The organism is Streptomyces sp. NPDC041200, assembly GCF_055591805.1.
On record NZ_JBVIZF010000004.1, the window covers coordinates 145,652 to 168,977 of the forward strand.

General features: G+C 72.0%; 21 protein-coding genes and 1 pseudogene. 13 read left to right on the forward strand and 9 right to left on the reverse strand.

What is annotated here, in order from left to right:
- The first annotated feature begins 29 nt into the window (after positions 1-29).
- Positions 30-383 (forward strand): ANTAR domain-containing protein, encoded by a 354-nt coding sequence (locus tag ACZ6CL_RS14225; protein WP_468935574.1) that lies wholly within the window; start codon positions 30-32, stop codon positions 381-383.
- On the opposite strand, the gene ACZ6CL_RS14230 is transcribed toward ACZ6CL_RS14225, so the two are convergent.
- Genes ACZ6CL_RS14230 through ACZ6CL_RS14240 form a run of 3 tightly spaced genes read right to left on the reverse strand, consistent with a single transcriptional unit; the run spans position 353 to position 3,226 of the window.
- A complete protein-coding gene (locus ACZ6CL_RS14230) occupies positions 353-763 on the reverse strand; it encodes a VOC family protein (RefSeq protein ID WP_468936043.1) in 411 nt (136 codons plus the stop codon). The two genes, ACZ6CL_RS14225 and ACZ6CL_RS14230, sit on opposite strands and share 31 nt — an antisense overlap.
- A gap of 14 nt (positions 764-777) precedes the next feature.
- Complete coding sequence (locus tag ACZ6CL_RS14235) at positions 778-1,659, reverse strand: AraC family transcriptional regulator (RefSeq protein ID WP_468935576.1); 882 nt, start codon at positions 1,657-1,659, stop codon at positions 778-780.
- Positions 1,660-1,717: 58 nt separating this feature from the next.
- The gene (locus ACZ6CL_RS14240; RefSeq protein ID WP_468935579.1) at positions 1,718-3,226 is read right to left on the reverse strand and encodes an MFS transporter; all 1,509 of its coding nucleotides are present in this window, start codon (positions 3,224-3,226) and stop codon (positions 1,718-1,720) included.
- A 214-nt stretch (positions 3,227-3,440) separates the two neighbouring features.
- Between ACZ6CL_RS14240 and ACZ6CL_RS14245 the strand changes: the two genes are divergently transcribed.
- Positions 3,441-4,043 (forward strand): TetR/AcrR family transcriptional regulator, encoded by a 603-nt coding sequence (locus ACZ6CL_RS14245; RefSeq protein ID WP_468936045.1) that lies wholly within the window; start codon positions 3,441-3,443, stop codon positions 4,041-4,043.
- Here the strand turns inward: ACZ6CL_RS14245 and ACZ6CL_RS14250 are convergent.
- Entirely contained in the window at positions 3,957-4,355 is a 399-nt protein-coding gene (locus ACZ6CL_RS14250) for a hypothetical protein (RefSeq protein ID WP_468935581.1), read from the reverse strand. The genes ACZ6CL_RS14245 and ACZ6CL_RS14250 overlap by 87 nt on opposite strands.
- On the opposite strand from ACZ6CL_RS14250, the pseudogene ACZ6CL_RS14255 reads away from it, so the two are divergent.
- Positions 4,294-4,437: pseudogene (locus ACZ6CL_RS14255) on the forward strand (DNA-binding response regulator); the annotation flags it as partial. The gene ACZ6CL_RS14250 and the pseudogene ACZ6CL_RS14255 sit on opposite strands and share 62 nt — an antisense overlap.
- 12 nt (positions 4,438-4,449) lie before the next feature.
- Here the strand turns inward: ACZ6CL_RS14255 and ACZ6CL_RS14260 are convergent.
- Entirely contained in the window at positions 4,450-5,721 is a 1,272-nt protein-coding gene (locus tag ACZ6CL_RS14260; RefSeq protein ID WP_468935583.1) for a hypothetical protein, read from the reverse strand.
- 133 nt (positions 5,722-5,854) lie between these two features.
- Positions 5,855-7,171: an SGNH/GDSL hydrolase family protein gene (locus tag ACZ6CL_RS14265; protein WP_468935586.1), complete on the reverse strand. Its 1,317-nt coding sequence runs from the start codon at positions 7,169-7,171 to the stop codon at positions 5,855-5,857.
- 123 nt (positions 7,172-7,294) lie between these two features.
- Here ACZ6CL_RS14265 and ACZ6CL_RS14270 point away from each other — a divergent pair, with 123 nt between their 5' ends.
- Positions 7,295-7,603, forward strand: coding sequence for a hypothetical protein (locus ACZ6CL_RS14270; RefSeq protein ID WP_468935589.1), 309 nt, complete (start codon positions 7,295-7,297; stop codon positions 7,601-7,603).
- A 161-nt stretch (positions 7,604-7,764) separates the two neighbouring features.
- Positions 7,765-10,098, forward strand: a complete 2,334-nt coding sequence (locus tag ACZ6CL_RS14275; RefSeq protein ID WP_468935591.1) for a glycosyl hydrolase family 95 catalytic domain-containing protein — start codon at positions 7,765-7,767, stop codon at positions 10,096-10,098.
- Between the two features lies 1 nt (position 10,099).
- Here ACZ6CL_RS14275 and ACZ6CL_RS14280 read toward each other — a convergent pair whose 3' ends face one another.
- Positions 10,100-11,665, reverse strand: coding sequence for a PucR family transcriptional regulator (locus ACZ6CL_RS14280; RefSeq protein ID WP_468935593.1), 1,566 nt, complete (start codon positions 11,663-11,665; stop codon positions 10,100-10,102).
- Between the two features lie 159 nt (positions 11,666-11,824).
- Between ACZ6CL_RS14280 and ACZ6CL_RS14285 the strand changes: the two genes are divergently transcribed.
- Both ACZ6CL_RS14285 and ACZ6CL_RS14290 read left to right on the forward strand, forming a co-directional pair.
- A complete protein-coding gene (locus ACZ6CL_RS14285) occupies positions 11,825-13,291 on the forward strand; it encodes a sodium:solute symporter family protein (RefSeq protein WP_468935596.1) in 1,467 nt (488 codons plus the stop codon).
- Between the two features lie 45 nt (positions 13,292-13,336).
- The gene (locus ACZ6CL_RS14290) at positions 13,337-14,131 is read left to right on the forward strand and encodes a class II aldolase/adducin family protein (RefSeq protein ID WP_468935598.1); all 795 of its coding nucleotides are present in this window, start codon (positions 13,337-13,339) and stop codon (positions 14,129-14,131) included.
- Between the two features lie 24 nt (positions 14,132-14,155).
- Here the strand turns inward: ACZ6CL_RS14290 and ACZ6CL_RS14295 are convergent, their stop codons facing one another.
- Entirely contained in the window at positions 14,156-14,569 is a 414-nt protein-coding gene (locus ACZ6CL_RS14295) for a DUF5997 family protein (RefSeq protein ID WP_468935600.1), read from the reverse strand.
- 73 nt (positions 14,570-14,642) lie between these two features.
- Between ACZ6CL_RS14295 and ACZ6CL_RS14300 the strand changes: the two genes are divergently transcribed.
- Positions 14,643-15,410 (forward strand): LysR substrate-binding domain-containing protein, encoded by a 768-nt coding sequence (locus ACZ6CL_RS14300; RefSeq protein WP_468935603.1) that lies wholly within the window; start codon positions 14,643-14,645, stop codon positions 15,408-15,410.
- Here the strand turns inward: ACZ6CL_RS14300 and ACZ6CL_RS14305 are convergent.
- On the reverse strand, positions 15,407-15,994 hold the full coding sequence (locus ACZ6CL_RS14305) for a TetR/AcrR family transcriptional regulator (RefSeq protein WP_468935606.1): 588 nt from the start codon (positions 15,992-15,994) through the stop codon (positions 15,407-15,409). The genes ACZ6CL_RS14300 and ACZ6CL_RS14305 overlap by 4 nt on opposite strands.
- A 270-nt stretch (positions 15,995-16,264) precedes the next feature.
- Here ACZ6CL_RS14305 and ACZ6CL_RS14310 point away from each other — a divergent pair, with 270 nt between their 5' ends.
- The 5 genes from ACZ6CL_RS14310 (at position 16,265) to ACZ6CL_RS14330 (ending at position 23,299) form a co-directional block, all read left to right on the forward strand.
- Entirely contained in the window at positions 16,265-16,864 is a 600-nt protein-coding gene (locus ACZ6CL_RS14310; RefSeq protein WP_468935609.1) for a (2Fe-2S)-binding protein, read from the forward strand.
- Positions 16,861-17,853, forward strand: a complete 993-nt coding sequence (locus ACZ6CL_RS14315; protein WP_468935612.1) for an FAD binding domain-containing protein — start codon at positions 16,861-16,863, stop codon at positions 17,851-17,853. Before ACZ6CL_RS14310 ends, ACZ6CL_RS14315 begins: the two co-directional genes overlap by 4 nt.
- A complete protein-coding gene (locus tag ACZ6CL_RS14320) occupies positions 17,850-19,988 on the forward strand; it encodes a xanthine dehydrogenase family protein molybdopterin-binding subunit (RefSeq protein ID WP_468935614.1) in 2,139 nt (712 codons plus the stop codon). Before ACZ6CL_RS14315 ends, ACZ6CL_RS14320 begins: the two co-directional genes overlap by 4 nt.
- Positions 19,981-21,111 (forward strand): XdhC family protein, encoded by a 1,131-nt coding sequence (locus ACZ6CL_RS14325; protein WP_468935616.1) that lies wholly within the window; start codon positions 19,981-19,983, stop codon positions 21,109-21,111. The genes ACZ6CL_RS14320 and ACZ6CL_RS14325 overlap by 8 nt, the downstream gene beginning before the upstream one ends.
- Before the next feature lie 76 nt (positions 21,112-21,187).
- The gene (locus tag ACZ6CL_RS14330; protein WP_468935619.1) at positions 21,188-23,299 is read left to right on the forward strand and encodes a hydantoinase/oxoprolinase family protein; all 2,112 of its coding nucleotides are present in this window, start codon (positions 21,188-21,190) and stop codon (positions 23,297-23,299) included.
- The last annotated feature ends 27 nt before the right edge of the window (positions 23,300-23,326 follow it).

A 23,326-nucleotide genomic window follows, 5' to 3' on the forward strand; every position in this document is an offset into this window, starting at 1 on the left:
GTGGGACCGAAGTGGAGATAGCGCCGCGCATGACCGACGAAAACGAGCCAGACGACAAGGTGGCCGCCCTGCAGGAAGAAATCGACCACCTCCACCGGGCGTTGGTCTCGCACGCCGTGATCGACCAGGCGATCGGCGTGCTGGTCGCGCTGACGGGCCTGCGGTCCGAGGAGGGCTGGGCGGTGCTCCGCACGGTCTCCCAGCACACCAACATCAAGGTGCGCGAGGTCGCCCGGCACATTGTGCGGTGGGCGCACGACCGTCGGCTTCCCGAGGAGATCCGCCCCAAGCTGCACGCCGCGGTGGCGGACGCACACCGGGCGCGCCCCGGCGCGGGCGGCCCCGCGCCGCGTCAGTCCGCCGGGCGGGGCTCGCCCCGGTAGGTGCCGAAGGACCACTTGTTGCCCTCGGGGTCGGCGATCGCGAACTCGCGGCTGCCGTACGGCTGGTCCGCGATCTCCCGGATGACCTTCACCCCTGCCGCGCTCAGCCGCTGGTACAGGTCGTCGACGTGGTCGGTGACGACATAGGCGCCGAAGGTGCCCGGTCGCAGACACCAGTCCGCGCTGTCCGGCTTGTAGGAGCCGAGCATGATCGCGCCGCCCTCCGGCCAGTCGAGCTGGGCGTGTGCCACCCGGCCGCCGTCCTCGTACACGGCGGTGCGCAGGAAGCCGACCGTGCCGACGAGGAAGTCGATCAGAGCGGGCGCGTCATGGGCCTGGAGGGTCGGCCAGACGCTCGGGGCACGCTGCTGGTTTTCCATGGTGTTCATGCCTTTCACTCTTCGCCGTTCCGGTGCCCGCCCGCTTGGATATTCCGGCACTCTTCGGCAAGCCAGGCCGTCGGGCTGACGCCGGTGTACTGGCGGAAGTCCCGCACCAGATGGGAATGGTCGAAGTAGCCGCAGTCGGCCGCGACCCGCGCCAGATCGGGCGAGCCGCCCGTGGCGACGGCCCGGACCACGGTGGCCTTGGCGTGCTCGAAGCGCATCAGCCGGGCAGCCTGCTTCGGGCTCAGGCCGGTCTCGGCCCGGAAGAGCGCCGTGAGCCGCCGCGGGCTGAGTGCCACGTGCCCGGCCAGTCCGCGCAGCGTGCCCGCGCCCCGGTGCCGGGCCAGCCACGCCCAGGCCTCGACCACCTCGCGACGGACCGGCATGGCCTCGTCCGCCGCGCGCGCCCTCAGATACGAGCCGAGGAGGGCGAACCGCTCCTCCCACCCCTGCCGCTCCCGCATCCGCTCGTGGATCTCCGCGGCCCGCGCACCCAGCACCTCCGTCCCCGACACCACGAGCTGCTCCGCGAGCGCGCCCGCGGGCAGACCGAGCAGCCTGCGGGCCGCCAGCGGATGGACGGCGAGCTGCAGCCCGCTCTCGTGCTCCGGCTGGATCACATACGCCGGAGTCTGGTGCAGCCCGCCCACCACGATGTCGGTCCGCACCGCGTCCGCGCCCCGCGCCTGCTCCAGGGTGAACCCGCTGGTCACCGGCCCGTCCAGCGAGAAGATCAACGTCAGCCAGGGGGACGGCAGCCCCCGGTGCACGGCCGGCGGCAGCCCGCCGGTGCGATAGCCCACCGCGGACGTGACCATCCCCCCGAACCGGGGCGCGAAGCGCACGAACTCCTGGAACGCCTCGCCTTCCCGCCCCGCCTCAGCAGCCATGTGGCCAGTATGCGACGCGTCACCGGCTGCGGCTTCGCCCTGGAACGCAGTGAGCGCGTCACATGTGCACCACGGGTGCCGCGTCGGGATCCTGGGCGGGCGCGCCGCGCCGGTAGAGGAGGACGCTGATGACCAGGCCCGCGCCGAAGAAGAGGGCCGACCACCAGTAGGCGGTGGAGTAGGCCTCCAGACCGGCCTGGGCGAGGACGGCGGGGTCCTTGGGGTTCTTGCCGGTCAGGTAGTCGGTGGCAGCGCTGGTGGACAGCGTGTTGAGCAGGGCGGTGCCCAGGGAACCGCCGACCTGCTGCATGGTGTTGACGGCGGCGGAGGCGACACCGGCGTCCTCGGCGTCCACCCCGGCGGTGGCCAGGCTCATGGCCGGGGCCATCACCAGGCCGAGGCCCAGTCCGGCCACGACCAGCGGGGGCAGGATGTCCGTCGCGTAGCCGCTGTGCAGGTCGAGAGCGGTCAGCCAGGCCATGCCCGCGGCGGCGGTGCCCATGCCCAGCGGCACCACCGGCTTGGGGCCGAGACGGGGGATCAGCACGGTGGAGGCGAGGGTCGAGGTGACCATGAGCGCCGCCACCATGGGCAGGAACGCCAGCCCGGTCTTGATGGGGGTGTAGCCCAGGCTCTGCTGCAGGTAGTAGGTGAGGAACAGGAAGACCCCGAACATTCCGGCGCCGCTGATCAGCACGGAGACGAAGGACGCGCCGCGGTTGCGGTCGAGCAGGACCCGCAGTGGCAGCAGCGGGTGTGCGGCGCGCGTCTGCCACCCGGCGAAGACGGCCAGCAGGACCGCGCCGGCGACCAGGAAGCCCCAGGTGGCCGGGGAGCTCCAGGCGTGGCTTTCGGCGTTGGAGAAGCCGTAGACCAGGCCGAACAGACCCGCGGAGACCAGGACGGCGCCGGGGATGTCGATGGTGGCGGTCTTGTCGCGGCTGGTGCGATTGAGCAGGAGGGCGCCGCCGAGGAAGGCGACGGCGGCGAAGGCGAGGTTGACGTAGAGGGTCCAGCGCCAGTCGAGGTGTTCGGTCAGCACACCGCCCAGCAGCAGCCCGATGGCGCCACCGGCGCCCGCGATGGCGCCGTAGACGCCGAAGGCCTTGGCACGCTCCTTGGCGTCGGTGAAGGTCGTGGTCAGCAGGGACAGTGCGGCCGGGGCGAGCAGGGCGCCGAACAGGCCCTGAATGGCGCGGGCGGCGACGAGCACCTCGAAGCTGCCCGCGGCGCCGCCCAGGGCGGAGGCACCGGCGAAGCCGACCAGCCCCACCAGGAAGGTCATCTTGCGCCCGAACAGGTCGGCTATGCGGCCGCCGAGCAGCAGCAGGCTGCCGAAGGCGAGGGCGTAGGCGGTGACGATCCACTGCCGGTCTCCGTCGGAGAACGCCAGGTCCTTCTGCGCGGAGGGCAGGGCGATGTTCACGATGGTCGCGTCCAGGACCACCATGAGCTGGGCCAGGCCGATGACGGCGAGGATCCACCAGCGATGGCGAGGGGGTGCGTCGGCGGGCGCGAGGGGCGTGCCGACCGTGCCGACAGACGTGTCGGAGGTGGTTCGGGGCATGGGGGAAATCTCCGGAAGAAGTGGTGCTCCGCGAGTCGATGGACCCGTCTGGCACCTGTCAGATTAGAGTGAATCTGACAGGTGTCAAATAATCGGGACGGAGGTCCTTAGGATGTCCATGGCAAGCAGTGCGCACGTGGCAAGGGAGACAACGGTGGGAGCACGAGCCGAATCCGCTCGACGGCCGGGGCGCCCCGGAGCGGACACCCCCGCCCTGCCCGAGGAGGAGAACATCCTCCAGCGCGGGCTCGAAACCTTCGCGGAACTGGGGTACGAGCGGGCCTCCGCGCGCGAGCTGGCCCGGCGCCTGGGCGTCAGCCACAACTTCATCAACGACCGGTACGGGTCCAAGGCCGCCTTCTGGCGCGCGGTGGTGGACTCGGCCCTGGGGGCCCAGCTGGCGCGGCTGCCGCAGCCGGATCCCTCGGCCGACGATGCCGAGTGCCTGCGGCGGACCATCACCGGCTTCTACCGGACCGCTGCCGACGCGCCGCTGATCGGGCGGCTCTTCGTCAACGAACTCAACCAGGACAGCGAGCGGCTGGACTATCTGTACGAGGAGTACATCGCCCCGACCCTGCGGACCCTGATGGCGAGCATCGAGCGGCTCGTGGCCGCCGGGCGCATGGCGCCGGTCCCGATGGACGTGCTGTTCTTCGCCGTCGTCCCGCCCGTCTCGGGAATGGTGGACGTGCCGCTGGCGCGCCGGCTGGGCAGACCCGAGCCCGCCTCACCGGAACAGCTCACGGCCACGGCCGAATCGCTGGCCGCGCTCGTCGTGGGCGGACTGCTCGCGACGGGTCCGGGGAGCCGCTGAGCGCAGGGCGAGCGCGGCGGGGACGACGGACGAGACCACGGCCAGCACCGCGCAAGCGCCCACGGCCGTGCCCATGGGAGCCCAGGGAACCGGGACCGTGGTCGGCGCCGACAGCAGGGCCAGAGCGCTCCCCATGCCCGCCAGATGGAGCCCGGCGACCACGACACCCAGCGCCGCCCCGACCGCGACCACCATCAGCGCCTCGGCACCCACCAGCCGCGCGAGGGCGACCTGGCGGCGGAGGTCACGCAAGTCGAACGGGGCGATCGCCCGCCAACTCGTGGTGTCCGAGGCGGCCGTGGGCAAACACATCGGCGGCATCCTCAGCAAGCTGGACCTCCCCCCGGCCGACGCGACGCACCGCAGGGTGCTGGCGGTGCTCGCGTATCTGCGGCGTGACAGATCGTCACGTCGCCGTTTCGGCCGTGCGCACCGGCCGGCGGTCCTGGGCACGCTGCAGGGCACGGAAGTCGTCGAAGAAGCCATAGCTCCGCGCGGGCTTCCCGCCCTCGCCCTCCTGGACGATCAGGTTGGAGTACAGGCTGTTCAGCAGCCACGGCTGCTTGCCGGGACCGAAGTCCTTCACCATCGCCGGTGCCTGCGCCACGCCGTAGGTGGCCACGGCGAGCTGTCCCGTGTCACGGAACTTCTTCATCTGGTTCCGCAGGTAATGCTTGTGGGTCTCGAACCACGGGCTCATGGACAGGAAGTCCTGCCACTTCTGCTGCGGGAAGGGGCGCTCGGTGGCCTGCTTGATCACTTGCCACACCTCGGTGCTCACGGGCAGCTTGTAGCGCCGGGCGAACTCGGCGGGGATGGCGTCGCGCATGTGCTGCTGCCACAGCAGGACCAGGGAGAACTCGGTGACCAGGAACTTCTGGTCGCGGCGGAGCTCGGGAAGGATGTAGTCCAGGTACTTCTGCGAGTCCTCGATGGCGGCCACGTGCGGGTGGATGTCCACGCCCTCGATCTCCGGGGTCTCGCGGGTGAACCTCATCCAGCGCTCGGTCGCGGGCGTACGCCAGTCGGGCCTGTCGAGGTGGTTGAGGGAACCCATGTACAGACGGGTCCGGCAGCGCTGCCCGAAGTGTTTCTTCCGGTACGCGATGACGTGCCGCGCCACCCTCTCGTAGAAGGCGTTCAGCGTCCCGTCGTGGTCCTTCTTCAGGCTTTCGATGAACGGCTCGTTGGCCATCGCCAGGATGTCGGCCTTGCCCATGGCGGCGTCCAGCACCTTGTCCACCCGCGCCAGTTCGGCGTCCATGGCCGCACTGTCGGCCGCGGGCATCGGACGGTGGTTGTAGGGGAACTTCAGCGAGAGGACCGTGCCGTACCCCTTGTCGTGCGCGCTCAGAAGCGCCTTGATCGCGGCCTGTTGCCCGGCGGGGGTCTCGTCCAGCTCCGGCATGGGCACGAAGCCGCGCAGCCAGCCAGCGGAGAGGCCCTCCAGCATGGAGAAGTCCATGGTGCTGGGGTCCTCGTTGAAGTTGGCCCCCAGCGCGCCGCTCGGGACGACGGCCCGGCGCCCGGAGGTGTTCCCGACGCCCTCGCTCTTCCCACCGGTGTCCTGACAGCCCGCGGTGAGGAGGGCCGCGCCGGAGACACCCAGGAACCACCGGCGCGACACCGGCCCCCGCTCGCTGGGCGTCCCGGCCGTGACTGTGGGGTCGGTCCGCATGCGCATGCTCCTGATTCGCCGTTCGCTTGCTCGTCCTCCGCCGACCGGCGCAGGACCGTCCATTCGTACGGCACGGGAAGGAGACACGGCAAGGAACAGAGGAACATGGGGGCGTGGACGGATACCCGCGCGGTCAGCGGTGGAAGAGGCGCGACGGAAAGGCGTCGGCGATCGCGCGGTAGCCCGCCGGGTTGAGGTGCAGATGATCGCCCACGTCGAGGTCCGGGCGCAGCCGCCGCTGGTCGTCCTGGTCCCGGGTCGCCTGGTCCAGGTCCACGACCGCGTCGAAGCGGCCGCTGCTCCGTATCCAGTCGTTGACCCGCTGCCGCGCCGCCTCGCGGTGGCCCGCCGCGTCGTCGTAGGGCGTGCTGCCGCCGAACGGGGTGAGGGTGGCCCCGTAGACCCGGATGCCCTGCGCGTGGGCGCGCACGACGATCTGGCCGTAGGCGGAGATGATCCGGTCCGCGATGTCCCGCTGCGCGCCGGGGGTGGCGGGGGCGGTGCCGATGTCGTTGACGCCTTCGAAGACGACCAGGGAGGTGACGCCGCTCTGCGCCAGGACGTCACGGTCCAGGCGGGCGAGGCCGTTCGGGCCCAGCCCGTCCTGGAGGAGCCGGTTGCCGCCCGCCGCCTGGTTCAGCACCGCGGCGTCGGCCGTCCGGTGGTCCGCGCGCAGACGGGCCGTCAGCTGGTCCGTCCAGCGGTCGTTGTGGTTGGTGGTGGAACCCCTGCCGTCGGTGAGCGAGTCGCCCAGTACGGCGGTGGCCCTGGTGCGCGCCGTCGACCACACCTCGACGCCGCTCAGGAAGTACCAGTGCTCGACCGGGGCCGCCCCCTTCAGGTCGGCGGCGTCGACGTGGTCGCCGCGCAGCAGATGCGAGGCGGTGCGCGAGCCGGGGTGGGACGTGATGGCGGTCGACTGCTGCCCGGCGGCCAGGTACATGGTCACGGTGAGGTTCGAGCCCGGCGGCAACCGGAAGTCCAGCGGGTCGGACACCACCAGCGCGCCCATCGGCACCGTCGTGGCGGCACGGCCGTCGAAGGTGACGGGCCGGGAGGTGCCCGGTTCGATCGCGCTCACCCCCGCCCGGCCGCCCACGGGACGGGCCACGGAGACGCGGGAGATGGGGAGGGGCGCGCCACCGAAGGCGTTGGAGAAGCGGAGCCGCAGCTGGCGGCCGCCCACCGACACGTGCACGGTCTGCCGCAGCGTGCTGTCGGTGAGGACCGCGCCGCCCCCGGTGTACGGCGGGGGCGGCATGTTGCCCGGCTCGGTCAGCTGCGGCATGGACGTCCAGGTCCCCACCCAGTGGCTGCCCGGACGCGGCTTGCTCTCCTCCGCAGGTGTGGTGCGCGCCCGGCTGCGCTCGGCTCCCTGGGCCACGGACACCAGCGCCACGACGAGGAAAACCGCCACCAGCGGACCAAGTCTTCGAAGAATGCCTCGCATGGAACATCCTCTCCATCAGGGGGACTTGACGCACCCACCCTGCCCACCGGAGCGCCGGGGAACCCCGGCTACGATCGGTACGTCAGATGAGCCCGCTCCGGGGGCTCTGCAAGGGGGACACTCATGCCTGCACCGACCATGGCCCACCGCACCGACACACCCGCCGTCGCGCTGGGCCCCACCGCCGTGGTCCTCGGCGTCTTCTCCGTCGTCGGTGTCCTCGCCATCGTCGGCGTACTGCCGTCCCCGCTGTTGGCCTTCACCCTCCCCCTGGTGCCCATCGCCGGGGGCCTCGCTGTCGCCCTCGGCGCCATCGGCATCTACCACGCCCGCCGCGGCGCGGGCCGTCTGTGGACGGCCGTCGCCGGAACCGCCCTCGGCGGTCTCGGCTTCCTGGGCGTTATCGCTCTCCTCTGCATGGTCAGCGTCTAATACCGAGGCGGACGGCGAGACATCGGTTGGTTCACGCCTCAGTCGGTGCGTTGTGGGCGCGCTTGTCGGATTCACCCTCTGATACGTCGGAGGTCTTCCCTTGCCGCCTCCCTGGCGGCACCATGCCGGGTAGTTCACCACCAGGTATGGGAGGCACATACGTGACCCCGACGACAGGGAACGGGATCTCTCGAAGAGGTGTGATCGGCTCGGCGGCCGCGATCGGCACCGTCGGCACCGCTGGCTGGCTGGCCGGATCCGGCACCGCCTGGGCCACGCCCCAGCACTCGGGCGGCTCGGACAACCCGACCGAACGCGTGGTCAGGGCCGCGTCCTTGCGGTGGCGCCGGATGCCCGGCGACTGGAAGGACGGCCCCTTCCTCGCCAACGGCCTGCTCGGCGCGCAGGTCTACCGGGGCGCGACGCCCAACTCCGTGAAAGTCATGGTCAGCCACAGCCAGGTGCAGGACCAGCGGCCCCAGTGGCGCGCCCCGTACGGCTTCTCGCGGCTGCCCATCGGCCACTTCGACCTCACCCTGGCCGGGGAGGTGACCGGCCTCGACTGGACCCTCGACCTCTGGGACGCCGAGCTGCGCGGCACCGTCACCACCACCCGGGGCAGCGTCCGCTTCTCGATGCTGGTGCACAACGCCCGTACCGCGCTGCTGATCTCCACCCGCCCCAGCGCGGGCGAGGCGGCGGCGGCCTGGTCGTTCACCTGGCTGCCCGCCGCCTCGCCGCGCACCAAGGACAAGCCCGCCGACTACACGGGCAACCCCGACCCCCGCACCGGCACCGCGGGCGCCACCGGCTACGTCGAGCAGCCGCTCATCGCGGGCGGCGGCTGGACCACCGCGTGGCGCGAACGGCGCGTCGGCACCGGCAGACTGCTCGCCGCGCACATCGTCTACCGCTACCCCGGAGACCTGTCGCGCACCACGGAGCTGGCCGTCGCCGAGGTGGCCCGCACCCTGGCCGCGAACCCCGACGACCTGGTGAGCGAACACCGCGCCTGGTGGCACCGCTTCTACCGGCGCAGCCTGCTGTCCGTACCCGACAAGCGCCTCCAGGACTTCTACTGGATCCAGCTCTACAAGGCGGCCTGCGCCACCCGGGCGGGCGGCCCCTCGATGTCCGAGTGGGGACCGTGGTACCCGGAGACCGGCGGCAGCTGGACCGCCGTGTGGTGGAACCTCAACGTGCAGATCGCCACCTGGCTGATCCAGGGCTCCAACCACCTCGAACTCGACTCCGTCACCTCCACCTTCAAGGACTTCGAGCAGTACCTGCCGCTCTCGGTCCCGCCGCAGTACCAGGACGGGCAGACCTACGCCCTCGCCCACCCCTCCGACTGGAAGCTGCGCCCCGGCGCCAAGACCGTCGGCATCCCCGGCACCTCCACCAAGACCGACAACAACGGCAACCTCATCTGGGCCATGCACAACGTCTGGCTCAGCTACCGCCACACCATGGACACCCGTATCGTGCGCGACGTCCTCTACCCGATCCTCGTCAAGGCGGTGAACTTCTACGACCACTTCCTGTACGAGGGCGGCGACGGCAAGCTGCACCTCCCGCTCACCCGCTCACCCGAGTGGGCGGACGCCGAGGACTGCGTCTACGACCTCTCCCTGCTCCGCTGGGGCTGCGCCACGCTCCTCGACTGCCTGCGGATTCTCCGTACGGACCATCCGCGCGCCGCGCGCTGGCGCGAGATCCTGGGGCGCCTGGTGGCCTACCCGCGCGACGCGACCGGCGTCATGATCGGTGCGGGCAAACCGCTCACCGAATCCCACCGCCACTTCTCCCACATGCTGTGGCTGTTCCCGCTGCACGAGCTGGACTGGGACCGGCCGGGTGACCGGGACATCATGCGGACCACCTTCGATCACTGGGTCAAGGACCGCGCCCTGTGGGCCGGTTACAGCTATGCCGCCGCCTCGTCGATGACCTCGCGGATGGACCGCCCCGAGGAAGCCCTCGACTTCCTCACCTTCTTCACCGGCGGCAACGTCATCAACAACGCCTGGATGACCCCGAACACCATGTACGTCGAGGGCGGGAACCTCGGCATCGAGAGCCCGCTGACGGCGACCCAGTCGGTGCTCGACATGGCCGTGCAGAGCCACGGCGGCGTGGTGCGTGTCTTCCCCTCCGTATCGCGGCGCTGGCCCGACTTCTCGGTCCAGTCCCTGCGTGCCCAGGGCGCGTTCCGTATCGACGCGGACCGCTCGGGCGGCCGCACCCGGTGGGTCCGCGTGCACAGCGAGGCGGGCGCGCCCCTGGTGCTGGACCACGGCATCCGCGGCGCCGTCGACGTACGGGACGAGCGCGGCAGGCGGCTGAGGTACCGGGAAACGGGGCCCGGCCGCATCGAGATCCCGCTCCGCCGGGACGAGACGGCCCTCATCGCCCCGCGCGGCACCCGCCCCGACCCGGCCCCGCGCGACGTACCGGCCGTGGGCGACGCCAAGCCGTGGGGGCTGCCGGACTGAACTAGACCGTGTCGTCGGGAAGCCACTCCAGGGCGAACCAGAGATCCATCCGCACCGCCGGGTCCTGGAGATCGGCGCCGAGGAGCCCGGCGACCCGGGTCATGCGGTGGCGCACCGTGTTGCGGTGGACCCGCAGCTCGGCGGCCGTACGGTCCCAACTGCCGTGGAACGTCAGCCAGGTCCGCAGGGTGCCGAGCAGTACGGCGGCGCCCGGCGGACCGGCCCCGCCGAGCGCGGCGAAGCGGGCCCGCGCGAACTCCCGGGCGTCGGCGGGCGAGACGAGGGAGTGCACGGCCGGTGCCGTGTCCTCGTGCACCAGGGCCGCCACCTCGGCGGCGATCGCGCGCTGCAGTGCCCGCCCGGCCCGGGCGTCGGCGCGTGGCAGGCCGGCCGCGGGGGAGGGGGTGCTGAAGCCAAGGGTCCACCCGAGGGCGGCGGCCTGCGCGGGGACGCGCGGACGGGTGTCCGGCGCGCAGGGGACGAGCGCCCGCAGCGCCGGACCGTCGATGTGCACGTACGCGGTGCCGAGCGCCGTACCGAGGGCGGCCAGCTGCGCCGGGTCCTGACCCTGACGCGACCGGTGGGGATCCTGCCGTCCGTGGACGACGATCCAGTGGTCGTGCGCCGGGTGTCCGGAGGGTACGAGGTCGGGCGCGACCTCGGCCGGGGTGGCGCCGAGCATGAGCCGCACGAGCGCTCCGGCGCTGCGGCTGTCGGTGTTCAGGGCGTGCCGCGGGCTGGTGAGCAGGGACAGCAGGACGGTCGCCGTGCTCGTCACCTGGCGGTGGACCATCGGTAGGGCGGTGGTGGCGGCCTGGCCGAGGGCCAGCGTGGTGGTGCCGTCGGCGCCGGGCAGCGTGTGCACGGTCAGGTGCACGCCGTCGTGGTGGTGGGCTGCCGCCGAGGGTGGCGGTGGCCCGCCCGTGGCCCGGCCGGTGGCGGGGCGGGATGTCGTACGGACGGCGAGGTCGCGCAGCAGAGCGGGCACCGGCTCCGGTGGACGCCTTCCCGCACGGAACAGTTCGTTGCCCCGGCCGTCGAAGAGCACCGACCAGGTGCCGGTGTGGGCGCTGAGCTGGGTGAGTACGGCCTGCAGCGCGTCCGGACGGGCGGCGGCCGAGGCGAGGGCCGACTGCGCCTGCGAGACCTTCTTCAGGTCGCGGTTGCGGGCCTCGGCGATGGCGGCGTACGTCGCCCGGCCGACGGCGACGAACGGGGTGTGCGGCGGCAGCCGCAGCAGCGGCAGCCCATGGCGGTCGCACGCGGCGATGAGATCGGCCGGTACGTCCTCGTGCACCGGGGCCACGCCGAAGCCGAGGGCGGCGACCCCGGCGGCCACCACGCGTGCCACATAGGTGTCGATGCCGTCCGCGTCGGGCGGCAGCCGCACTCCGGCGGTGAGGAGGAGTTCGCCGCCGACGAGATAGGGCGTGGGGTCCTCGATCTCGGTGGTGCCGACCGTGCCGATGCGCCGCTCCCCGGCGGGCCCGGCTACCTGGCGCAGGCCCAGCGAGGAGTCGGCGAGCAGCACGCCGAGGGGGACGGACAGTGGATCGTGCTCGGTCACAAGGCAGGGATCCTCTCATCCTGCGGCACCGCGCCGGGGTGTCGGAATCGTCCAACGGACGGTTTCACATGAGGCGAATCCGCGGGTTCAGCGCCAGTGTGCACCGTGGATAAGGTCACGCATCACCCCCCCCCACGCCGTACCGCTTCGGAGGACCTGATGGCCGTCGACTACCTCGTCATGCTCGGATATCTGCTGGCCATCGTCGGTGTCGGCTGGTGGGGCAAGAGACTCGCCGCCTCCAAGAGCGACTTCCTGGTCGCCGGGCGGCGGCTTGGCCCGCTGATGTACACGGGCACGATGGCCGCCGTCGTCCTCGGCGGCGCCTCCACCATCGGCGGGGTACGCCTGGGCTACACCTACGGTGTCTCCGGCGCCGCGATGGTGTTCGCCATCGGTCTCGGGCTGCTGGCCCTCAGCGTGTTCTTCTCCGCCCGGATCGCCCGGCTGCGCGTCTACACCGTCGCCGAAATGCTCTCCCTGCGCTACGGCGACGCCGCGAGCGTGATCTCCGGCGTGGTGATGTGGGTCTACACCCTGATGCTGGCCGTGACCTCGACGATCGCGTACGCCAGCGTCTTCGACGTGCTCTTCGACGTGCCGCGCTGGGTCGCGGTCGTCATCGGCGGAACCATCGTCGTGGGCTACTCGGCGCTCGGCGGCATGTGGTCCATCACGCTCACCGACATGGTGCAGTTCGTGATCAAGAGCATCGGCGTGCTCGTCCTGCTGCTGCCCATCGCGGTGATCAAGGCCGGGGGCTTCTCCGCGATGGCGGACCGGCTGCCGCACGACTACTTCTCCCCGGCCTCCATCGGCGGGCAGACCATCTTCACCTATGTGCTGATCTACACGTTCGGCATGCTCATCGGGCAGGACATCTGGCAGCGGGTCTTCACCGCCCGCAACGACCGGGTGGCCACCTGGGGCGGTACCGCCGCCGGGATCTACTGTCTCGTCTATGCCCTGGCCGGGGCCGTCATCGGCATGGCGACCAAGGCGCTCTACCCGAACCTGGCCAGCGCCGACCAGGCGTTCGCCACCATCGTCCAGCACACCCTGCCCACCGGTGTCCGGGGACTCGTCCTCGCCGCCGCCCTGTCGGCGATGATGTCCACCGCCAGCGGCGCCCTGATCGCCTCGGCCACGGTTGCCAACAACGACATCTGGGCCCGGCTGCGACGCCGCACCACCGAGGCCACGGACGGCCCGGACGATCGCGACGAGATCCGCTCGAACCGGCTCGCCATCGTCGTCCTCGGCGTGACCGCCATCGTCATCGCCTGCGTCCTGGGCGATGTCCTCGCCGCCCTCACCGTCGCCTACAACCTTCTGGTCGGCGGCCTGCTCGTGCCCATCCTCGGCGGGCTGGTGTGGAAGCGCGGCAACCTGCCCGGTGCCCTGGCCGCGATGATCGCGGGTGGCGTCACGGTGATCACGCTCATGGTGGTCGAGGGGCTGCTCGCCAACGAGCCGATCTATTTCGGCCTGCTCGCCGCCCTCGTCGCCTACGTGGCCGTCAGCCTCGCCACCAAGCCGACCGGGGAGCCCGCGGTCGACGCCTGGCGCCGCCGCGTGGCGGGCGAACCGGCCACCGCGCCCGAACCCGCTCCCGCGACCGTCTGAGACGGACCGAATCCACCGTCACCCCACGACCCGAGGACTCATCCCGTGACCGCTTCGACGCCCCACCACACCGATCCGGCCGCCCCGGACACCTCCGCCGAGGAGGCGCGGCTGCGCCGCGAACTCGCCGCGGTCTACCGCCTGGTGGCGCACTTCCGGATGACCGACCTGATCTTCACCCACATCAGCGCCCGCGTCCCCGGCCCCGAACACCACTTCCTGATCAACCCGTACGGGCTCCTCTTCGAGGAGATCACCGCGTCGAACCTCGTCAAGGTCGATCTGTCCGGCCGCCCCGTCGAGGAGACCCCGCATCCGGTCAACCCCGCCGGGTTCGTCATCCACAGCGCCGTCCACGCCTCCCGGCCCGACGCCCACTGCGTCCTGCACACCCACACCAAGGCCGGTTGCGCCGTCGCCGCCCAGGAGGAGGGTCTGCTGCCGCTCAACCAGATCTCCATGGAGTTCTACGGCAGGCTCGGCTACCACGACTACGAGGGCGTCGCCCTCAACCTCGCCGAACAGCGGCGGCTCGTCGCCGATCTCGCCGGTCACCCTGCGATGATCCTGCGCAACCACGGTCTGCTGACCGTCGGGGAAACCCCCGCCCAGGCCTTCCTGCGCATGTACTACCTGGACAAGGCGTGTGAGATCCAGGTCGCGGCGACGGCCGGGGGCGCGAAACTCGTCATGCCGCCTCCGGAAATCCGCGAGTTGACCGCACGTCAGCTCGCGGGCGAGGACGAGGGCTCCGACCTCCAGGACGACACGGCGTACGACCTGGCGTGGTCGGCCCTGCTGCGGCTCGTGGAGCGCGTCGCTCCCGACTACAAGGACTGAGAAGGGCTGAACGGGCGGGAAGGGTCAGGAGCGCGGCGGGCCGGACTGGGCGGCGCGCTCCGCCTTCTCCGCCTTCTTCTCCTTGATCCGCACCGCTTCCTTGCGCACCTCGGCCTGGGTGGCGCGCTCCTTCTCCAGCCACTCGGGCTGCTCCGCCTTCAGGGCGTCGATCTGCTCCGTGGTGAGGGGCTCGGTGATGCCGCCGCGCGCCAGGCCCGCGATGGAGGTGCCCAGCTTCGCCGCGACCACCGGCCGGGGGTGCGGGCCGTTGCGGCGCAGTTCCCGCAGCCACTCGGGCGGATCGGTCTGGAGGGCGTTGAGTTCGGCCCGTGAGACGACGCCCTCCTGGAACTCGGCGGGGGTGGCCTGGAGGTACACACCCAGCTTCTTCGCCGCGGTGGCGGGCTTCATCGTCTGGGTGGTCTGGTGCGACTTCATGGTGTCAAGAGTATCGAGCGCCTGGGCGGCCCCGGACCACGGCCCGGTCCGGCGCGACCGGTAGCCTGGCGGGGTGACAGGCTCGGAAGCATCCCCTTCGTTCCGGCTCGCGTATGTCCCAGGGGCGACGCCCGCCAAGTGGGTGCGGATCTGGAACGAGCGCCTGCCCGACGTCCCCCTTACCCTCATCCCGGTGTCCGCCGCCGAAGCGCCCGAGGTGCTGCGGGGCGGCGACGCGGACGCGGGTCTTGTGCGGCTGCCGGTGGACCGTACGGTGTTCAGCGCGATCCCCCTCTACACCGAGACCTCGGTGGTCGTGGTGCCGAAGGACCACATCGTGGCGGCGGTCGACGAGGTGACCGCCGACGATCTGGCCGAGGACATCGTGCTGCACCCCCTGGACGACGTGATCGGCTGGGAGCGGCTGCCGGGGCGGCCCGCGATCGAGCGCCCCGCCACGACGGCGGACGCCATCGAGCTGGTGGCGGCCGGAGTGGGCGTGCTGGTCGTGCCGCAGTCGCTGGCCCGGCTGCACCACCGCAGGGACCTCACCTACCGGCCGGTCACGGACGCGCCGCAGTCGAGCGTCGCGCTGTCCTGGCCGGAGGACGCGACCACCGACCAGGTGGAGGACTTCATCGGGATCGTCCGCGGGCGGACGGTCAACAGCACCCGGGGCCGCGCCCAGCCCCCGGCGCAGGAGAAGCGCAAGCCCGCGGCGGGCAAGGCGGCATCCGGCAAGTCCGGATCCAGTAGGGCGGCCGGGGCCGGGAAGAACCCGCGGGGCCGTTCCGCTGCCCCCAAGGGCGCCAAGCGCGGCAGGCCGCGCCGCCGGTCCTAACGAGGCGCCTGCCCCGGCGCACCGGCGCGCAGTCCGTCCATCACCAGGTCCAGGAGCCGTCCGGCGCACCGCTGCCAGTCCCCGCGCGGATCGATCTGCCAGAGTCCGGCGATGACGAGCATGAAGTCGTCGGCGGTGACCCCCGGGCGGATCGTGCCCGCCTCCTCGTTCGCCGTCAGCAGGAGCGTGACGGCCGAGGTCAGCGTGGAGCGGGCCAGCTGGACCAGCCCGCCGTGCTCGCTGGTGGCCTTGTGCAGCGCTCCGGCCAGGCCCGCCTTGGTCATGGCGTACCGGGCGAGGCGGTCCATCCACTCCCGCAGCGCCTGGTCCGGTGCCCGGGTACGGAGCAGCTGGGCCGCGGCGTCGGCGACCTGCTGCACCTCGTAGCGGTAGACCTCCAGGACCAGCGCCTCGCGGTTGGGGAAGTTCCGGTAGAACGTTCCCTGTCCGACACCCGCCTTCTTCGCGATCGCGCTCAGTGGGGCGTCCGCCGAGCACGTCAGTTCCGCCAGGGCCACTTCGAGGATGCGCTCGCGATTCCGTTGCGCGTCCGAGCGCAGTGGGGTGTCCTTCTTCTCGGGCACTCGTCCTCCTTTCCGGAATCGCGGTGTCGGACCGCCCTTGCTAACCGGACAACTGTCCGATAAGTTCATAGCAGCCGGACAACTGTCCACTTAGGTCTACCTTACCGGCAGATCCGGCCAGTGCGAACGCCCGGTACGAGCGGCCGGTGCCGGTCGCCACCAGCCCGCTCACCTTTCCAGACTCTTCCCATGTCCTCCCGGACCACTCCCGCCCCGTCTGCCCGGATCATTTCGCTCGACGCGCACCAGCTACGCGAAAGAAGGCTGATCATGGCCCCAGCCCCTTCCCCGACGCACAGCGCCATCACGCTGAACATCAACGGCGAGAAGCACACGCTGCCCGTCGACCATCGCACCACCCTGCTCGACGCCCTGCGCGAACGCCTCGATCTGACCGGCACGAAGAAGGGGTGCGACCAGGGTCAGTGCGGTGCCTGCACCGTGTTGCTCGACGGCCGCCGGGCCGTCTCGTGTCTCCAGCTCGCGGTGGCCGCCGAGGGGCGCGAGATCACCACCATCGAAGGCGTGGCCGACGGCGAGGACCTGCACCCGGTGCAGCAGGCCTTCCTCGACCTCGACGGCTACCAGTGCGGCTACTGCACCCCCGGGCAGATCTGCTCGGCCATCGCCGTGATCGAGGAACACGCGGCGGGCTGGCCGAGCGCCGCGACCCAGGACGTGCGGCCGGACGCGGGAGTCCAGCCGCTGTCCGCGGAGGAGATCCGGGAGCGGATGAGCGGCAACCTGTGCCGCTGCGGCGCGTACGTGTCGATCGTCGAGGCGGTCGCACGGGCGGCGGAGGCCGCACAGCCGTCCTCGGGCGGCTCGGGTGACGGTATCGGCGCGAAGGACGCGGAGGCAGCGGTATGAGGGAATTCGGGTACGAGCGCGTGTACGACGTCTCCGGGGCCGTGGCCCTGCTGGGCGCCGACCCCGACGCGCGCTACCTCGGCGGTGGCACCAACCTCGTCGACCTGATGAAGACCGGGGTGGAGCGGCCCGCACGCCTCGTCGACGTGCGTGACCTCCCCCTGGACCAGATCGAGGCCACGCCGGACGGGGGCCTGCGGATCGGCGCGACCGTCACCAACAGCGACCTCGCCGCCCACCCCGAGGTGCGCACCCGCTACCCGGCGCTGGCCCAGGCCGTGCTGGCCGGGGCCTCCGGGCAGCTGCGCAACATGGCCACGGTCGGCGGAAACCTGCTCCAGCGCACCCGCTGCGGCTACTTCACCGACACCGCCAAGCCGTGCAACAAGCGGGTCCCCGGCAGCGGTTGTCCCGCCATCGAGGGCGAGCACCACAACCACGCGATCCTCGGCGCCTCCGAGCACTGCGTGGCCACCCACCCCTCGGACATGGGGGTGGCGCTGGCCGCCTTCGACGCCGTCGTTCACTTCGAAACGGCGGACGGGCCGGGCGAGTTGCCCATCGCGTCGTTCTATCTGCCGGTGGGGGACACCCCGCACCTGGAGACCGCGCTGCCGTCCGGCGCGCTGATCACCGGCGTCTCCCTGCCGCCCGCTCCGGTCGCCACCGTCTCGCGCTACCGGAAGGTGCGTGAGCGCGCCTCCTACGCGTTCGCGATCGGCTCGATCGCCGCCGCCCTCGACGTCCGCGACGGAGTCGTCCACGAAGTGCGCCTGGCCTTCGGGGCGGTGGCGTCCCGGCCGTGGCGGGCCCGTGAGGCCGAGCGGGTGCTGACCGGGGGCCCGGTGAGCGCCGAGGCGTTCGCCGCCGCCGCCGACGCCGAACTGGCGGCCGCCGAGACACTGCCGCACAACGGATACAAGGTGACGCTGATGCGCAACCTGGTCGTGGCCATGCTGTCCGAACTCTCCGAGGAGGCCGCCCGATGACCACGACGACCGGAACCGCCGCCGTCACCCCGTCCGTCGGCGCCGCGCACACCCGCGTCGAGGGCCGCGAGAAGGTCACCGGCGCCGCCCGCTACGCCGGTGAGATCCCCTTCGCCGATCTGGCCCACGGCTGGCTGGTGGTGTCCACCATCGCCCGCGGCCGCATCCGCTCGGTGGAGACCGCGCCCGTCGAGGCGATGCCCGGCGTCCTCGCCGTCCTGCACCACGGCAACGCCCCGCGCGTCGACGGCGACTACGTCGGCCTGCTGGGGAAGCCCGACCCGACCATCACGCTCTTCCAGAACGACCGGGTGCCGTTCGCGGGCTGGCCCGTGGCGCTGGTCGTCGCACAGACGCCGGAGCAGGCCCGGGAGGCCGCCGAGGCGCTGGAGGTCCGGTACGAGGAGGAGCCGCACGACGTCGCGTTCTCCGCCGGGCGCACCGGTACGTACGTCCCGCAGGAGCAGGGTGCGGAGACCGAGAAGGGCGACGTCGAGGCCGGACTCGCCGCGGCGGCCTTCACCGTGGACGCGGAGTACACCACTCCGGAAGAGCACCACGCCATGATGGAGCCGCACGCGGCCACCGCCCGCTGGGAGAGCGGACGGCTGGAGGTCGTCGACTCCAACCAGGGCAGCATGTGGGTGGCCGACGAGCTGGCGAAGATGTTCTCCCTCGACCCGGGCTCGGTCCGGGTGCGCTCCGAACACGTCGGCGGCGGCTTCGGCTCCAAGGGCCTGCGCCCGCACCAGGTGGCCGCCGTGATGGCCACGACCGTCCTCCACCGCCCGGTCAGGGTCGTCCTGACGCGCCGCCAGATGTTCGCCATCACCGGCTACCGCAGCCCCACCGCGCAGCGGGTCAGGCTCGGCGCCGACGCGGACGGGCGGCTGAGCGTCTTCGACCACCAGGCCCAGAGCCTCACGTCGACCGTGCACGAGTTCATCGAGCGCAGCGCCGACTACGGGCGCGCGATGTACGACGCCGACGCGCACCACACCGTCAACCGCTTGGTGAAGCTCGACGTGCCGACACCGACCTTCGTGCGCGCGCCGGGCGAGGCGCCCGGCTCGTTCGCGCTGGAGTCCGCGCTCGACGAACTCGCCGAGAAGTGCGGCCTCGACCCGATCGCGCTGCGGGCCCGCAACGAACCCGAGGCGGGTCCGGTGTCCGGGCTGCCGTTCAGCACCCGCAGGCTGATCGACTGCTTCGAGGAGGGCGCCCGCAGGTTCGGCTGGGCGGACCGCGACGCGCGTCCCGGGCTGCGCCGCGAGGGCCGCTGGCTGCTCGGGACCGGTACCGCGGCGGCCACGTTCCCCTCGAACGCCATGCCGTCCACGGCCGCGGTGACCGCCGAGGCGGACGGCACGTTCACGGTACGGATCACCGCGGCCGACATCGGCACCGGAGCCAGGACCGCGCTGACCCAGATCGCCGCCGACGCGCTGGAGGTGGCACCGAGCCGCATCCACATGCGGATCGCGGACAGCGACTTCGGGCAGGCGATGATCGCCGGTGGCTCCATGGGCACCCGCTCCTGGGCCTGGGCCGTCACCTCCGCGGTGAAGGAGCTGCGCGAGCAGCTGTCCCTCGGCGGCACCATCCCGGAGGAGGGCATCACCGCCCGGTCGGACACCTCCGAGGCCGTCTTCGCGCTCGCCAAGAAGGAACGGCACTCCTACGGAGCCCAGTTCGCCGAGGTCGCCGTGGACACCGCCACGGGCGAGGTCCGCGTGCGGCGCATGCTCGGCATCTTCGCCGCGGGCCGGATCGTCAACCCGCTGACCGCGCGCAGCCAGTTCATCGGCGGCATGACCTGGGGCCTGTCCATGGCGCTGCACGAGGAGGCGATCCGGGACCAGGCCTTCGGCAGCCACGTCGGCCCCGACCTGGCGGGCTACCACGTCGCCGCGCACGCCGATGTGCCGCCGATCGAGGTGGGCTGGGTGGACGACCCGGACCCGGACGACCCCGTCGGCATCAAGGGCATCGGCGAGGTCGGCATCGTCGGCGCGGCGGCGGCGATCGCCAACGCCGTCTGGCACGCGACCGGTGTGCGCCACCGGCACCTGCCGATCCGTCCCGACCGCGTTCTGCTGGCGGGCACCGCGCCAGGTGGGGACGGGGATGCTTGACATCGCCACCGAGCTGAACCGGTGGGTCGAGGAGGGCCGGGACTTCGCCGTCGCCACCGTCGTGGCCGTCGGTGGCAGCGCGCCGCGTGGTCCCGGCGCCGCCCTCGCCGTCGACGCTGGGGGCACGGCCATCGGCTCGGTCTCCGGCGGCTGTGTGGAGGGAGCGGTCTACGACCGCTGCCTCCAGACGCTCCAGGACGGCACGACCGTCCTGGAGCGGTTCGGGTACAGCGACGAGGACGCGTTCGCGGTGGGGCTGACCTGCGGCGGTGAGCTGGAGGTCCTGGTCACGCCGGTGCGCGCGGACGCGCCGGTCCGGAAGGTGTTCGCGGCGGCCCTGTCGGCCGCCGCCCGCGGCGAGACGGCCGCGGTCGCCCGGGTGTCCCGGGGCCCGGCCGACCTCCTCGGCCGGGCGCTCCTGGTCCGCCCGGACGGCTCGTACGAGGGCGGCCTGGGCGGCCGCCCCGAGGCGGACGGTACGGCGGCGGAGGAGGCGGGCGCCCTGCTCGCCTCGGGCCGCACCGGCGCGTTCACCCTCCCGGAGTCGGGTGGCCTGACGGTCTTCGTCGAGTCGAGCGTGCCGCCGCCCCGGATGATCGTCTTCGGCGCCGTGGACTTCGCCGCGGCCCTGGCGCGCACGGGCAGGTTCCTCGGTTACCACGTGACCGTGTGCGACGCCCGCCCCGTCTTCGCCACTCGGGACCGCTTTCCCGACGCCGACGAGATCGTGGTCGACTGGCCGCACCGCTACCTGCGGGACACGGCCACCGACGGCCGAACGGTGCTGTGCGTGCTCACCCATGACGCCAAGTTCGACGTGCCGCTGCTGGAGGTGGCCCTGCGGCTGCCGGTCGCGTTCGTCGGCGCGATGGGCTCGCGCCGCACCCACGGCGACCGCACCCGCAAGCTGCGCGAGGCCGGTCTCACCGACCGCGAACTGGCCCGGCTGCGCTCGCCGATCGGCCTCGACCTCGGCGCCCGTACGCCCGAGGAGACCGCCCTGTCCATCGCGGCGGAGATCATCGCGGCCAGACGAGGCGGCACGGGCGTGCCGTTGACCGGCTCGAAGACACCGATCCACCACGAGACCAACGGACAATTGACGAAGATCATCTCTGGTTGACAGCGATCCGGCATGGCGGAAAGGCTCGTTCATGTCGTGCATCAGACTGAAGACCCAAGGAGTTGATCCAGCCCGGATGCCTTCGTACTACGTGGCTTCCGACATCGGTGGCACCTTCACCGACACCGTCGTGATCGATGACACCGGACGGGTCGGCAGGTACAAGTCCTCCACCGTCCCCGGGAATCCGGCCGAAGGGGTGCTGAACACCCTGGTCGACGCCGCCGATGAGCGCGGCGTCGGCCTGGCCGCACTGCTCGCGGACGTCGAGATGTTCGCGCATGGCACCACGATCGCCACCAACGCCATGCTCGAAGGCCGCACCAAGAAGGTTGGCCTGATCCAGACCCGCGGCTTCGGGGACACCCTGACGACCATGCGCGGGTTCAAGGGGACCGGACTTGAGGAAGAGGAGATCAAGCGGTTCCGCACGCTGGTGAAACAGCCCGCGGCCGTGCCCCGTTCGCTGACCGAGGAGGTCACCGAGCGCGTCGACTACGCGGGCCGGGTCGTCTGCCCGCTGGACGAGGACGACGTGCGGCGCGCCGTGGCGCGGCTGCGGGACGCCGGGGCCGAGGTGTTCGCCGTCTCGCTGCTGTGGTCCTTCGCCAACGACGCGCACGAGCGCCGGGTCGGCGAGATCGTGGCCGAGGAGGCGCCCGGCGCGAGCGTCACGCTGTCAGCTGAGTTCCTGCCGCGGATCGGCGAGTACGAGCGCACCCTGACCACCGCGGTCAACGCGGGCCTGCGCCCGCTGCTCGGGGCGTCGCTGGACAGCTTCGAATCCACCCTGGCCAAGGCGGGCCTGCGCACCGGCCCGCTGCTCATGCAGTCCGGCGGCGGGCTCGCGACCTTCGCCGAGGCGGAGAAGCGCGCGGCGGCGGCCGTGATGTCCGGGCCGGTCGGCGGCGTGGTCGCCTCCCAGTACCTGGGCAGCCGGGGCGAGCACCGCAACATCGTCACCACCGACATGGGCGGCACCAGCTTCGACGTCGGGCTGGTCCTGGACGAGCGTCCCGTCATGTCCAACACCACCCTCATCGGCCGCGACCGGCTCGCCCTGCCGTCCGTGGCGGTGCGGGCGATCGGCGCCGGGGCCGGTTCCATCGCCTCCGTACGGGGCGGGGTGCTGGCCGTCGGGCCCGAGAGCGCGGGTGCCCGCCCCGGCCCGGCCTGCTACGGGCGCGGCGGCGAGCGCCCCACGGTCGCCGACGCGGACCTGGTGCTCGGCTACCTCAACCCGGACAACTTCCTCGGCGGGCGGCTCACCCTCGATGTCGAGCGCGCCCGCGCCGCCATCGAGGAGCACATCGCCCGGCCGACCGGCTTGAGCGTCGAACAGGCCGCCGAGGGCATCAAGACCATCGTGGACGCCCGGATGGCCGACCTGGTGCGCCAGGTGACCGTGGAACAGGGCTACGACCCGGCCGACTTCTCGGTGTTCGCGTACGGCGGCGCGGGTCCGCTGCACGCCTTCAGCTACGGCGCCGAGCTGGGCTGTCCGCGGATCGTCGTCCCGCTCACCGCCTCGGTCCATTCGGCGTTCGGCATCGGCAGTTCGGACCTGACCATGGTCGAGGAGCTGTCCAAGCCGCTCCAGTCGCCGCCCGGCACCACCGACTACGGGGCCGCGCTGCCGCCGGAGGAGATCGAGGCGGCCTTCACCGCGCTGCAGGAGCGGGCCGCGCGGGGGCTCGTCGAGGCGGGCGCCGACCGCGGGACGGTCACCTTCGCCCGGTCCGTGGAGATCCGGTTCCGGGCCCAGATCCATGTGCTGACCGTCGGCTTCGGCGACGGCCCGATCACCGCCGCCGAGGTGAACGCCATGGTCGAGCGGTTCATCGACACCTACGAGGGCCGGTTCGGCAAGGGCTCGGCGTTCCCCGAGGGCGGTGTGGAGATCACCACCTTCCGGGTCGTCGCGGCGAGCCCGGTGCCCCGCGCCGAACTCGACACCGTACGGCGGGCCGAGGACGCCGGGGCCGTGGCCGAGCCGGGCACCCGGCGGGTGTTCAGCGGCGGCGCGTGGACGGACGCCACCGTCTACCGCGCCGACCACCTGCACCAGGGCTTGCGCATCGACGGTCTGGCCATCGTGGAGATGCCGGACACCACCGTCGTGATCGGCTCCGGCCAGGAGGCCGTCGTCGACCGGCTCGGCGGCATCGTCATCCACAACCGCCCCTGACCCGGCCCGCCTCCCCCCACAAGGAGC

What these genes read in the sequence shown, in the direction of transcription:
- ACZ6CL_RS14225 (WP_468935574.1), top strand. Translation starts at nt 30, where the DNA reads ATGACCGACGAAAACGAGCCAGACGACAAGGTGGCCGCCCTGCAGGAA.
- ACZ6CL_RS14230 (WP_468936043.1), bottom strand. Translation starts at nt 763, where the DNA reads ATGGAAAACCAGCAGCGTGCCCCGAGCGTCTGGCCGACCCTCCAGGCC.
- ACZ6CL_RS14235 (WP_468935576.1), bottom strand. Translation starts at nt 1,659, where the DNA reads ATGGCTGCTGAGGCGGGGCGGGAAGGCGAGGCGTTCCAGGAGTTCGTG.
- ACZ6CL_RS14240 (WP_468935579.1), bottom strand. Translation starts at nt 3,226, where the DNA reads ATGCCCCGAACCACCTCCGACACGTCTGTCGGCACGGTCGGCACGCCC.
- ACZ6CL_RS14250 (WP_468935581.1), bottom strand. Translation starts at nt 4,355, where the DNA reads ATGTGTTTGCCCACGGCCGCCTCGGACACCACGAGTTGGCGGGCGATC.
- ACZ6CL_RS14260 (WP_468935583.1), bottom strand. Translation starts at nt 5,721, where the DNA reads ATGCGGACCGACCCCACAGTCACGGCCGGGACGCCCAGCGAGCGGGGG.
- ACZ6CL_RS14265 (WP_468935586.1), bottom strand. Translation starts at nt 7,171, where the DNA reads ATGCGAGGCATTCTTCGAAGACTTGGTCCGCTGGTGGCGGTTTTCCTC.
- ACZ6CL_RS14270 (WP_468935589.1), top strand. Translation starts at nt 7,295, where the DNA reads ATGCCTGCACCGACCATGGCCCACCGCACCGACACACCCGCCGTCGCG.
- ACZ6CL_RS14285 (WP_468935596.1), top strand. Translation starts at nt 11,825, where the DNA reads ATGGCCGTCGACTACCTCGTCATGCTCGGATATCTGCTGGCCATCGTC.
- ACZ6CL_RS14295 (WP_468935600.1), bottom strand. Translation starts at nt 14,569, where the DNA reads ATGAAGTCGCACCAGACCACCCAGACGATGAAGCCCGCCACCGCGGCG.
- ACZ6CL_RS14310 (WP_468935609.1), top strand. Translation starts at nt 16,265, where the DNA reads ATGGCCCCAGCCCCTTCCCCGACGCACAGCGCCATCACGCTGAACATC.
- ACZ6CL_RS14315 (WP_468935612.1), top strand. Translation starts at nt 16,861, where the DNA reads ATGAGGGAATTCGGGTACGAGCGCGTGTACGACGTCTCCGGGGCCGTG.
- ACZ6CL_RS14320 (WP_468935614.1), top strand. Translation starts at nt 17,850, where the DNA reads ATGACCACGACGACCGGAACCGCCGCCGTCACCCCGTCCGTCGGCGCC.
- ACZ6CL_RS14325 (WP_468935616.1), top strand. Translation starts at nt 19,981, where the DNA reads ATGCTTGACATCGCCACCGAGCTGAACCGGTGGGTCGAGGAGGGCCGG.
- ACZ6CL_RS14330 (WP_468935619.1), top strand. Translation starts at nt 21,188, where the DNA reads ATGCCTTCGTACTACGTGGCTTCCGACATCGGTGGCACCTTCACCGAC.